We start from the raw sequence: 12338 nt of genomic DNA on the forward strand, positions 1-12338 counted from the left end.
AAGCGCTAGCGCTACCGGGCAGCAGAGGAAATTAGCGACGCGAACGCACTATCTGATAACGGCGGGTAAAGTACTCAAACGGCGCACTCCACACGTGGACCAGTCGGGTGAACGGGAACAGCAGAAAAATGGTCATCCCCAGAACCAGATGCACACGGAAAATCCACGCCACGCCATCCAGATGCGCAGACGCACCGCCCTGGAAGGTCACCACCGACTGCGCCCAACCGACCAGTTTTAGCATTTCACTGCCGTCAGGGTGCTGTGCAGAGAACGGGATAGTGGTTAAACCGAGAATACATTGAATCAGCAGAACGCAGAGGATCAGAATATCGGCGGTCGAGGAGGTTGCGCGAATGCGCGGGTTAGTCAACCGGCGCACCAGCAGGCCAGCGCCACCCACCAGTGTGAGCACGCCACAAAGTCCGCCGGCAATCATCGCCATCTGCTGCTTTACCGCAATCGGCAGGAACCAGGCATACATCCAGTGCGGCGTTAACATGCCAAACAGGTGCCCGAAAAAGATCCCCAGAATACCGATGTGGAACAGGTTTGACCACAACACCATGCCGCGTTTGTCCAGCATCTGGCTGGAAGACGCGCGCCAGGTGTATTGCCCGTAGTCGTAGCGGAGCCAACTGCCGAGGATAAACACCGTACCGCACAGGTACGGATAGATATCGTAAAAAAAGACGTTCAGGTACTGTATCATTTCGGGCCTCCCGCGCTGACGTCGACATACTGAGGTGCCACGTCCTGGCTAAAGCGTCGTTGATAGTTTTGTAACGGTGAACTGTCACAGGCGGTGGCATTATCTTCGATAAACTTCACCTGTTCCTCTTCCCAGACTGCATCCAGCGCCTGTCGGGTATCGTCGCGCGTTTCCGTGCCAACCTGCTTAGTGACACTGTCACTCGAAAGAGGGCTTCCGGCAAGCTGCAACAGGGCATCAAACAGTTGATACCACGGCGTATCGCGCTGTTTTAAGCGCCCGCCAAGCAACGCCAGAATCGGTGCGACGTTCTGCAGTCCTTCTTTGGCTTCCGCTTCCGGTAACACGCTTAAGTACTCAAGATATAAAGGCAGGTGATCCGGCAGTTCGCGACAGTTTAACTGCAGCCCGACCTTTTCATACTGCGCCAACAAATCAACCATCGCCTGGCCCCGGTCACGGGACTCGGCGTGCACATGCTCAAACAGCAGCAGAGAGGTGGCCCGACCCCGGTCAAAGATTTCGCACCATTCGGCTTGTTTATCCAGTAACGGCGCATTGAGCAGCTCCTGGCTAAAATCACTAAGCATGGGGGCATCGCTGGCCACAAGCGCCAGCGCGTCGTCTTTACACTCCCATAGCAGCTCGTCGGGGTACTCCATCAGCAGGCCGATAACCTTCAGGATTTGCATTATTCACCCTCCGCTTTATCGCGCACTTCGGTGATGTCGATGGCATCAATACGGCTGCTGTTGAACAGGTTGAATTTGGTGTCGGAACCATGACAACCGTCGCCGAAGGTAAATCCGCAGCCGTTTTTCTCCGGGAAGGCATCACGCGCCATTTCGCGGTGACTGGTCGGGATCACAAAGCGGTCTTCATAGTTGGCGATGGCCAGATAACGATACATCTCCTCGACCTGCTCAACGCTCAGACCCACTTCCTCAATCGCGCGGGTGTCCGTGACGCCTTCTACGGTTTGCGCACGCATATAGTGGCGCATGGCCATCATCCGTTTGAGCGCCCTCAGCACCGGACCGGTATCACCCGCACTGAGCATATTGGCGAGGTACTGAACCGGAATTCGCAGCGACTCAACCGCAGGCAAAATGTTGCCATTGTGCGGCAGTCCGCCCGCGTCGGCGACCGACTGAATCGGTGACAATGGCGGCACATACCAGACCATCGGCAGGGTGCGATACTCCGGGTGCAGCGGTAGCGCCAGCTTCCAGTCCATCGCCATTTTGTAAACCGGCGAGCGCTGGGCTGCTTCGATGACGTTGTGTGGAATACCTTGTTTTAGCGCCTCTTCAATCACCGCCGGATCGTTCGGGTTGAGGAACACATCGCACTGACGCTCGTAGAGATCGGTTTCATGCTCGGTGCTCGCTGCTTCCTCGATACGGTCGGCGTCGTACAGCAATACCCCGAGATAACGGATACGCCCAACGCAGGTTTCTGAACACACCGTCGGCTGGCCGGACTCAATACGCGGGTAGCAGAAAATGCACTTCTCTGACTTACCGCTCTTCCAGTTAAAGTAGATTTTTTTGTACGGACAGCCGCTGATGCACAAGCGCCAACCGCGACATTTGTCCTGGTCGATCAGCACAATGCCGTCTTCTTCACGCTTATAGATAGCACCGCTCGGGCAGGTGGCGACACAGCTTGGATTCAGACAGTGCTCGCACAGGCGCGGTAAATACATCATAAAGGTGTTTTCGAACTGACCGTACATCTCCTTTTGCATCTTCTCGAAGTTACGGTCGCGGGCACGTTTTGAAAATTCGCCGCCAAGCAGTTCTTCCCAGTTTGGACCCCAGATAATCTTGTCCATCCGTTTACCATCTATCAGCGAACGCGGACGCGCGGTGGGCTGATTCTTGCTCTCCGGCGCGCTATGCAGATGCTGATAATCGTAGGTAAACGGTTCATAGTAATCATCGATTTGCGGGATCACCGGGTTGGCGAAAATTTTGGTGATCACGCCCATCTTACCGCCCAGACGCGGTCTTATCTTGCCGTTGACATCGCGAACCCAGCCGCCTTGCCACTCTTCCTGATCTTCCCAGTTTTTCGGATAACCAATCCCCGGTTTAGTCTCGACGTTGTTAAACCACGCATATTCCATCCCTTCACGCCCGGTCCAGACGTTTTTACAGGTGACGGAGCAGGTGTGGCAGCCGATGCACTTATCCAGATTAAGAACCATGCCTACCTGTGAGCGTATTTTCATTTTTTCGCCTCCTGTACCTGATCGCGACCTTCATCATCCAGCCAGTTAATGTTTTTCATTTTTCTAATCATGATGAACTCATCGCGGTTAGAGCCGACCGTCCCGTAATAATTGAAGCTGTATGCCAGTTGCGCATAGCCGCCAATCATATGCGTGGGTTTCGGGCAGACGCGGGTGACCGAGTTATGGATCCCGCCACGCATCCCGGTGACTTCCGAGCCAGGGATATTCATGATTCGCTCCTGAGCGTGATACATCATGGTCATTCCCGGCGGCACGCGTTGACTCACCACTGCACGCGCGGTGAGCGCACCGTTGGCGTTGAAGGCTTCAATCCAGTCGTTATCCTCAATGCCCAGCTCTTTGGCATCGGTCTCGCTGATCCAGACAATTGGGCCGCCGCGCGAAAGCGTCAGCATCAGCAGGTTTTCACTGTAGGTAGAGTGGATCCCCCATTTCTGGTGCGGCGTCAGGAAGTTGAGGGCTTTTTCCGGGAAGCCGTTAGGCGGAACTTCGCGCATTTCACTGACGCTGCGAGTATCGATAGGCGGACGATACGCCACCAGGCTTTCACCGAACGCTCGCATCCACGCGTGATCCTGGTACAGCTGTTGGCGACCGGACAGGGTACGCCATGGGATCAACTCGTGGACGTTGGTATAGCCTGCGTTATAGGAGACATGTTCGCTTTCAAGGCCGGACCAGGTAGGGCTGGAGATGATTTTGCGTGGCTGTGCCTGGATATCGCGAAAACGGATCTTCTCGTCTTCTTTATTCAACGCCAGATGCGTATGGTCGCGTCCGGTCATCGCCCCCAGCGCTTCCCAGGCTTTCACCGCTACCTGACCGTTTGTTTCTGGCGCCAGGGCGAGGATCACCTCAGAGGCATCCAGCGCGGTGTCAATCAGCGGTCGGCCTTTTGCCGGGCCTTCGCGTTTGGTGTAGTTCAGCTTGCCGAGGAAATCGACTTCCGCCTGGGTATTCCACGCAATGCCTTTCCCACCGTTACCAAGCTTGTCCATGAGCGGACCGAGTGAAGTAAAACGTTCGTAGGTGGCGGGGTAGTCACGTTCCACAACGGCGATATTCGGTGCCGTTTTCCCCGGGAGGAGATCGCATTCGCCTTTGCGCCAGTCCAGAATGTCAAACGGCTGCGCCAGCTCTGCCGGAGAGTCGTGTTGCAGTGGTTGCAACACCACATCCGTTTCTTGTCCAAGGTGTCCGACACATACCTCGGAGAACACTTTGGCGATGCCTTTATAAATTTCCCAGTCACTCTTCGATTCCCATGCCGGGTCGACCGCCGCGGACAACGGGTGAATAAACGGATGCATATCCGAGGTGTTCATATCGTCTTTTTCATACCAGGTAGCGGTTGGCAAAACGATATCGGAGAACAAACAGGTGCTGGACATACGGAAATCGAGCGTGACCAGCAGATCGAGCTTGCCCTCTATCGCCGCGGACTGCCATTCAACCTCTTCAGGTTTAATACCCTCACTTGAACCGAGCGCTTCCCCCTGGATCCCGCTTTCGGTACCCAGTAAATACTTGAGCATGTATTCATGCCCTTTACCTGAGGAACCGAGCAGGTTAGAGCGCCAGACGAAGAGGTTGCGTGGGTGGTTTTTGCCGCTATCTGGCTGCTCGCAGGCAAAACGAATATCACCCGACTTCAGCGCTTGGGCAGTGTATTGCGCAGGAGATAACCCAGCTTGTTCTGCCTTCGCTTTGACGGTCAATGGGTTAAGGTTAAGCTGCGGCGCAGAGGGCAGCCAGCCCATTCGTTCAGCACGTACGTTAAAGTCAATCAAATGTCCGCTAAACTTCGACGCATCGGCCAGCGGAGAGAGGAGTTCTTGCGCGGTGAGTTTTTCATAACGCCACTGACTGGAGTGGTTGTAGAAAAACGAGGTGCTGTTCATCTGACGCGGTGGGCGGTTCCAGTCCAGCGCAAAGGCCAGCGGCAACCAACCGGTTTGCGGACGCAGTTTCTCCTGACCCACATAGTGCGCCCAGCCGCCGCCGCTTTGTCCCACGCAACCACAGAACACCAGGATGTTAATCATCCCGCGGTAGTTCATGTCCATGTGATACCAGTGGTTAACGCCAGCTCCGAGGATGATCATCGAACGGCCATGCGTTTTGTGCGCGGTATCGGCAAACTCACGGGCGATTTGTTCGATATGACGGCGTGGCACGCCGGTAATTTGCTCACCCCAGGCCGGGGTGTAGGCTTTTACTTCGCTGTAATCTTGTGCGCTATGAACATCATCCAGACCACGGTCGAGGCCGTAATTCGCCAGCACTAGATCATAGACGCTCACCACCGGGCAACGGCTACCGTCAGCGAGGGTAAGATATTTTACCGGTAGTTGACGGACCAGCACCGGTTCTTGTTTTACACTGCGAAAATGTGGGTTTTCGTTGCCGCCAAAATAGGGGAATGCTACGCCGGTCACGCCATCATGCTGACCAAGCAGCGAGAGGGAAAGCTCTGTTTCAGCACCAGCCGCCAGGGGTTCCAGGTTCCATTTGCCTTTCTCGCCCCAGCGAAAACCGATAGATCCGTTCGGGACAACCAGTTCGCCTTCGCGGTTGAAAGCCACCGTTTTCCACTCTGGATTGTTGCTTTCGCCGAGACCATCAACAAGGTCTGAGGCGCGCATCATGCGTCCAGGCACGTAGCTGCCATCTTCGCGGGCATCCAGCAGCACCAGCATCGGCATATCGGTATAGCGACGACAGTAATTGAGGAAATAATCGCTGGGATTGTCGAGATGGAACTCTTTCAGGATGACGTGGCCCATCGCCATTGCCAGCGCGCTGTCTGTCCCTTGTTTCGGTGCCAGCCACTGGTCGCACAGTTTGGCGACTTCCGAGTAGTCTGGCGTAATGGCAATCGTCTTGGTGCCTTTGTAGCGTACTTCAGTAAAAAAGTGTGCGTCCGGGGTACGGGTCTGCGGCACGTTAGAGCCCCAGGCGATGATATAGCTGGAGTTATACCAGTCGGCGGATTCAGGAACGTCGGTCTGCTCGCCCCAGGTCATCGGTGACGCTGGCGGTAAGTCGCAGTACCAGTCATAGAAGCTCAGACAGGTTCCGCCCAGTAGCGAGAGATAACGCGTACCTGCGGCATAGGAGACCATCGACATTGCGGGGATGGGCGAGAATCCGGCCACACGATCCGGGCCGTAGGTTTTCACCGTCCAGACGTTGGCAGCAGCAATCAGTTGATTAAGTTCTTTCCAGTTGGAACGGATAAACCCACCGCGCCCACGTACCTGCTTGTAGCTCTGGCATTTTTGCGGGTCGTTCATAATGGATTCCCAGGCCAGCACCGGATCGGGCTGGCGGGACAGGGCGTCGCGCCACAATTCGATTAAGCGTTTACGCACCAGTGGATATTTCAGGCGGTTAGCGCTGTAGAGATACCACGAGTAACTTGCGCCGCGTGGGCAGCCACGGGGCTCATGATTTGGCAGGTCAGGGCGGGTACGCGGGTAGTCGGTTTGCTGAGTTTCCCAGGTTACCAGCCCGTTTTTGACGTAGATTTTCCAGCTGCATGAGCCGGTACAGTTAACGCCGTGGGTAGAACGCACAATTTTATCGAACTGCCAGCGCTGACGATAGCTGTCTTCCCAGTCCCGGTTGGTGTGCATTACTTGCCCATGCCCCTCGGCAAACGTATCGCCCTTTTGTTTAAAGTAGCGAAAGCGGTCTAACAGTTTACTCATGACATAACTCCTGCTTCGAATAACGTTGCCTACACAGGCCAAAAGATGACTATTTTTTTTGTGATTTACGGCCGTAAACCAGCCAGGTCACCAGCACGCAGACGATGTAGAACACAAGGAATATTTTCATGGCACCTACCGGAGATCCGGTCAGCGCCAGCGATGAACCAAACGCTTTCGGGATAAAGAAGCCCCCGACAGCACCAATTGCGGAGATAAATCCCAGGGCGGCGGCGGTATCGGTTACCGCCTCACGCTGGGCCTGTTCTTCAGTACCACCGTGCAGCTTCACCCGGTAAATGGTGATTTTGCGAAAGATCACCGCAATCATCTGGAAGGTCGAACCGCTGCCCAGACCCGCGGTCAGGAACAAGCCCATAAACACCAGGTAAAACGCGATAAAGCTTCCTTCGCCCGAGCCGGGCAAAGTGAGAAACAGCAGGGCGCTGAACAGTGCCATAAAGATGAAGTTAATTAAGGTGACCCGCACACCACCAAACTTGTCAGAGATAACACCGCCCGCCGATCGCGCCAGCGCACCGATAAAGGGCCCGAAGAACGCCAGTTGCAGAATATTCACGTCAGGGAACTGTGTTTTCGCCAGCATGGCAAAGCCTGCTGAAAAACCGATAAATGAACCGAAGGTGGCGAGATACAGCAGACTTAATAACCACAAATGAAAACGCTTGAGGACCGGTAGCTGGGAGGCAATTGAGGCCTTCGAACTGGCAATGTCGTTCATTCCTATGCCCGCTGCCACGGTCGCTATCAGCAGTAGCGGCACCCAAATCCATGCGGCATTGGCCAGTGACAGTAACGATCCGTCAGCTTGTGGTACGCCCTGCACGCCCAGGAAGGTAAAAATGGGGAGAAAGATCACCAGCGGCGCGATCAACTGCATCACGCTGACACCGAGGTTGCCGAGGCCACCGTTAATGCCTAGTGCGCTGCCTTGCTTCGCTTTGGGGAAGAAAAAACTGATATTGCCCATGCTGGAGGCAAAGTTAGCGCCAGCAAACCCACACATCAGCGCAATGATAATAAATACGCCAAACGGAGTAGCGGTATTTTGCACGGCAAAACCGAGCCAGACGCAGGGAATAACCAGAATGACGGTGCTAAAAATGGTCCAACGGCGCCCCCCAAATATAGGTACCATAAAGGAGTAGGGAACACGCAATATTGCACCAGAAAGAGAAGGTAATGCCGTTAATAAAAACAGTTGATCGGTGGTAAAATTAAAACCAATTTTATTCAGATTGACAGCAACAGCGCTGAACAACATCCAGACGCAAAACGCAAGCAGCAAGCAACTCACTGATATCCAGAGGTTTCTTCGGGCAATGTGCTTACCTTTGTTTTCCCAAAAGGCAGGATTTTCGGGTTTCCAGTCAGTTAAAAGATAACGATTATTTTTCTCATTTGATGCTGACATATTATTCTCCATGCACATGCCGTTCATGAAAAAGAAATAAACGCATACAGCGCCGCGCGAGTTCTTTTAGAAACTATTGAAAAGTTTTGGGAATATTGACTGAAAGAATAGATAAAAAAGCGCAATAACGCGGCGTGATGAGGGAATTACACGTTGCTTAAGTGTTACCAATTGTAAATATAAAAGATGTATTATTAATTCATCTATAACATCAATTAACTAACTCTAACGTAATCATACGATCCAGGTGGCGTTCGAATGCAGGATCGGCCATTTCCTCAATGCCTAATACATAGATGCCATCCAGACCGCATACCAACGCAATTAAACGCCAGGCCACATCGGCAGCATCCGGGCGTGAAGAAAACTCACCGGCTTTCTGTCCCTGAGAGATGATAGCGGCGGTTTCTTCGTGCCACATCCGCATGGTCAGCAGGTAAGCGCTTTTGATTTCCGGATCTTTATCCGCCAGAACCTGCGCTTCACGCCATAGTTTTATATAGGGTTCGAACCCGCCATCTTCGCTGCCCAGCATGGCATGCAGCCGTTCACGGAAGCTGGCGTTTGCGCTGACCAGTTCGGCATCCAGAAGAGTACGGATCAGTTGCACAAAAGCGAGGGATTTTAACTCGCCGGCAGACGTAAAGTGATGATGCACCTGGCCGGTTGACACCTGAGCTTCCGTGGCAATACGCCGCACCGTCATGGCGGTAAATCCTTCCTCAAGCGCGACGCGCATTGCCGCCTGCAGAATCACTTCCCGACGTTCATCCCGATTTAGATAGCTCATCGTTCCTCCCATATCCGTTTAGCACGCAGTCTAACAAAAAGTTGGACATACGTTCAAATTTCCGTAGGATCGCCGAACCTGGACGTGTGTCCAGTTTCAGTTTTGAAGGGAGTTTTATGTTTCGTCAGTGGTTAACGTTAGTGATTATTGTGCTGGTCTACATCCCTGTTGCGATTGATGCAACGGTGCTGCACGTTGCCGCGCCCACGCTGAGTATGACGCTGGGCGCCAGTGGCAACGAGCTGCTGTGGATCATTGATATTTATTCCCTGGTAATGGCCGGTATGGTATTGCCAATGGGCGCGCTGGGCGATCGCATCGGCTTTAAACGCCTGCTGCTGTTAGGTGGAGGCTTGTTTGGTCTGGCATCACTGGCGGCCGCTTTTGCTCATAGCGCCAGCTGGCTGATTGTCACCCGGGCCGTGTTGGCGATTGGCGCGGCGATGATTGTGCCGGCAACGCTTGCGGGGATTCGCGCCACGTTCGCTGAGCAACGGCATCGTAATATGGCGCTCGGCGTCTGGGCCGCGGTTGGTTCCGGCGGTGCGGCGTTTGGCCCACTGGTTGGCGGGATGCTACTGGAGCACTTCTACTGGGGATCAGTATTCTTAATTAATGTACCGATTGTCCTGGTGGTAATGGCCTTAACCGCACGCTTAGTGCCGCGCCAGGCTGGACGTCGCGATCAATCGTTAAATTTTGGTCATGCGATAATGCTGATTGTCGCCATTCTGCTGCTGGTATACAGCGCCAAAACCGCGCTGAAAGGGCATACGGCGACCGTTGCTATCGCTCTGACGCTGTTAACCGGCGCTTTGCTGTTGTGGCAGTTTGTCCGCATCCAGCTTGCGGCAGCCCGCCCGATGATTGATATGCGGTTGTTCACGCATCGCATCATTTTAAGTGGTGTCGTGATGGCGATGACCGCGATGATAACGCTGGTGGGTTTCGAGTTACTGATGGCTCAGGAGCTACAGTTTGTCCACGGCTTAACACCGTATCAGGCAGGGTTGTTCATGCTGCCGGTGATGCTGGCAAGTGGTTTCAGCGGACCGATTGCCGGTATGTTGGTTTCACGTCTGGGATTACGTTGTGTGGCAACGGCGGGCATGGCGCTGAGCGCTGTTAGCTTTTACGGCCTTGCGATGACGGATTTCAGTAGCCAACAGGTACAAGCCTGGATTTTGATGGCTTTGCTCGGCTTCAGCGCCGCCAGTGCGCTTCTGGCTTCAACAGCGGCTATCATGGCAGCAGCACCTGCGGAAAAAGCCGCGGCCGCGGGTGCCATCGAGACAATGGCTTATGAACTGGGAGCCGGACTTGGGATCGCTATCTTTGGTTTGCTGTTGAGCCGTAGCTTTTCTGCATCGATTCTGCCGCCAGCCGGACTTAATCCGCAGGAAATGGAACGTGCCTCATCGTCAATGGGGGAGGCGGTACAACTGGCGCACTCGCTCCCGTCGTCACTGAGTGAGGCATTGCTGACGGCTGCCAGAGAAGCGTTCACCTGGTCACATAGCGTGGCCTTAAGCAGCGCCGGCAGCATGCTTATCGTATTAGCGATAGGAATGTGGTTCAGTCTGGCAAAGGTACAACGTTAATAACTAGTGAGCTAAATGACAGGGGTAATCCATCTCTTCGACTTCTTTCCCACTCAGTCGAGCGTATTGCCCCGTCAATCTCCAGAACGCAGGCTGTGTTTCCGTATAGATTTCTGCTGCTAATATCAGGCGGCGGCGATCTACCTCATTAAGCTCCAGAAGTGTCCACGGAATAAAGTAGCGATCGCTGTCCGTCAACGTAAACCACAGTGGGCATCCGCAGCCGGAACAGAAGAACCGTTCACCACGATTTGAGGAAGGAAAGTGCGAAGGTTCTACCGATTCTGGTGACATCAGCGGGTGAGCGCTGGCTTCCAGATACATGGCGATGCCGCCAGACCATTTCTGACACAGCGTACAATGGCAGGCATAGACATCCAGCATTTCGACGTCGACGGTAAAATGACTCTGTCCGCAAAGACAACGACCAGTGAATGTCTGCACGGCATACTCCTTATGACCGAGTCTACATCAAGAGAAAAAGCCAGCCCTTGAAGGACTGGCTTTGTATTCTGACTACAACAAAATTAGAACTGATAGTTCAGACCAACAGCCACGATGTTGTCAGTTGACACTTTCGCTGCATTGGTGAAGTTATTGTCATCCAGCAGGTTGATTTTGTAATCAACGAAGGTGGACATGTTTTTGTTGAAGTAGTAAGTAGCACCCAGGTCTACGTATTCAACCAGATCCTGGTCGCCGTAACCGTTGATGTCTTTACCTTTGGATTTCAGGTAAGCAACGGACGGACGCAGACCGAAGTCGAACTGGTACTGAGCAACTACTTCAAAGTTCTGTGCTTTATCTGCAATACCAGTAACACCGGAGCCACCATAGGTGGTCATGTTGCGGGTTTCAGAGTAGGTGGTTGCCAGGTAGATGTTGTTCGCATCATATTTCAGACCAGCGGCCCATACTTCAGCGTTTTTACCGGAAGCCATGAAACCGCCGTTACCGACAGACTGTTTGTCGGTACGGTCAGATTTCGCATAGGTAGCACCTACGCCAAAGCCTTCATACTCATAAGTGGTAGACAGACCGAAGCCGTCACCGTTAGCTTCTTTCAGGTTGTCACGGTCATTTTTGCCCTGGTACTGAGCAGCAAAGTTCAGACCTTCAACCAGACCGAAGAAGTCGGTGTTACGGTAGGTTGCAACGCCAGTAGTACGGCCAGTCATGAATACGTCAGTCTGGGTCCAGGTATCGCCACCGAACTCTGGCAGAACGTCGGTCCATGCGCCGATGTCGTAGGCCACGCCGTAGTTACGACCGTAGTCGAAAGAACCGTATTCAGCGAATTTCAGACCAGCGAATGCCAGACGAGTTTTGTCTGCTTCAGAGCCCTGGGATTCAGAACGGTTGCCTTTGAATTCATATTCCCACTGACCGAAACCAACCAACTGGTCATTGATCTGAGTTTCGCCTTTGAAGCCCAGACGCGCATAGGTTTTGTCGCCATCGCTGCTGGTGTCGTCAGAGAAGTAGTGCTGAGCGTGAACTTTACCGTAGATATCCAGTTTGTTTGCGTCTTTGTTATATACCTCAGCTGCGTTTACCGCACCTGCCGCCAACAGGCTAGTCACTGCCACTGCAACTAATTTAAGTTTCATTCTAAATAATCCTTATAATTTTTTCTTGGTGTGTTTCCTAAACCATTGCTAAACGAAGGGGTTCGTCAATGGCAAACTATTTTTAAATGACGCAGTGGTATAAGTTCAATAATAAGTTTCATAATATTGCGAAATATTTGAAGTTGTGTGATCCAGATCTACATAATATGATTGATTGTATTAATCTTTATATGTGACAAATCTGAATGGGTATATT

Annotated in this window: 9 protein-coding genes; 1 reads left to right on the plus strand and 8 read right to left on the minus strand. The window is 53.1% G+C overall.

Annotation, left to right across the window (positions count from 1 at the left end):
• Positions 1 to 31: 31 nt before the first annotated feature.
• The 6 genes from narI to GUC46_RS11790 form a co-directional block, all read right to left on the minus strand.
• On the minus strand, positions 32 to 712 hold the full coding sequence (narI, locus tag GUC46_RS11765) for a respiratory nitrate reductase subunit gamma (RefSeq protein ID WP_003020109.1): 681 nt from the start codon (positions 710 to 712) through the stop codon (positions 32 to 34).
• Positions 709 to 1404 (minus strand): nitrate reductase molybdenum cofactor assembly chaperone, encoded by a 696-nt coding sequence (gene narW, locus GUC46_RS11770; protein ID WP_003843701.1) that lies wholly within the window; start codon positions 1402 to 1404, stop codon positions 709 to 711. Before narW ends, narI begins: the two co-directional genes overlap by 4 nt.
• Entirely contained in the window at positions 1404 to 2948 is a 1545-nt protein-coding gene (gene narH / locus GUC46_RS11775) for a nitrate reductase subunit beta (RefSeq protein WP_003020103.1), read from the minus strand. Before narH ends, narW begins: the two co-directional genes overlap by 1 nt.
• On the minus strand, positions 2945 to 6685 hold the full coding sequence (locus GUC46_RS11780; protein ID WP_096890187.1) for a nitrate reductase subunit alpha: 3741 nt from the start codon (positions 6683 to 6685) through the stop codon (positions 2945 to 2947). The genes narH and GUC46_RS11780 overlap by 4 nt, the downstream gene beginning before the upstream one ends.
• Before the next feature lie 49 nt (positions 6686 to 6734).
• Entirely contained in the window at positions 6735 to 8120 is a 1386-nt protein-coding gene (locus GUC46_RS11785) for a NarK family nitrate/nitrite MFS transporter (protein WP_003020098.1), read from the minus strand.
• Between the two features lie 211 nt (positions 8121 to 8331).
• Positions 8332 to 8910 (minus strand): TetR family transcriptional regulator, encoded by a 579-nt coding sequence (locus GUC46_RS11790; protein WP_003020094.1) that lies wholly within the window; start codon positions 8908 to 8910, stop codon positions 8332 to 8334.
• 116 nt (positions 8911 to 9026) lie between these two features.
• Between GUC46_RS11790 and GUC46_RS11795 the strand changes: the two genes are divergently transcribed.
• Complete coding sequence (locus GUC46_RS11795; protein ID WP_003836218.1) at positions 9027 to 10511, plus strand: MFS transporter; 1485 nt, start codon at positions 9027 to 9029, stop codon at positions 10509 to 10511.
• 3 nt (positions 10512 to 10514) lie between these two features.
• On the opposite strand, the gene GUC46_RS11800 is transcribed toward GUC46_RS11795, so the two are convergent.
• Complete coding sequence (locus GUC46_RS11800; RefSeq protein WP_085951544.1) at positions 10515 to 10895, minus strand: GFA family protein; 381 nt, start codon at positions 10893 to 10895, stop codon at positions 10515 to 10517.
• A 143-nt stretch (positions 10896 to 11038) separates the two neighbouring features.
• Positions 11039 to 12121, minus strand: coding sequence for a porin OmpD (gene ompD, locus GUC46_RS11805; RefSeq protein ID WP_160180214.1), 1083 nt, complete (start codon positions 12119 to 12121; stop codon positions 11039 to 11041).
• Positions 12122 to 12338: the final 217 nt, after the last annotated feature.

The organism is Citrobacter sp. LUTT5 (assembly GCF_009905315.1).
In the GTDB taxonomy this organism is placed as follows: domain Bacteria; phylum Pseudomonadota; class Gammaproteobacteria; order Enterobacterales; family Enterobacteriaceae; genus Citrobacter; species Citrobacter freundii.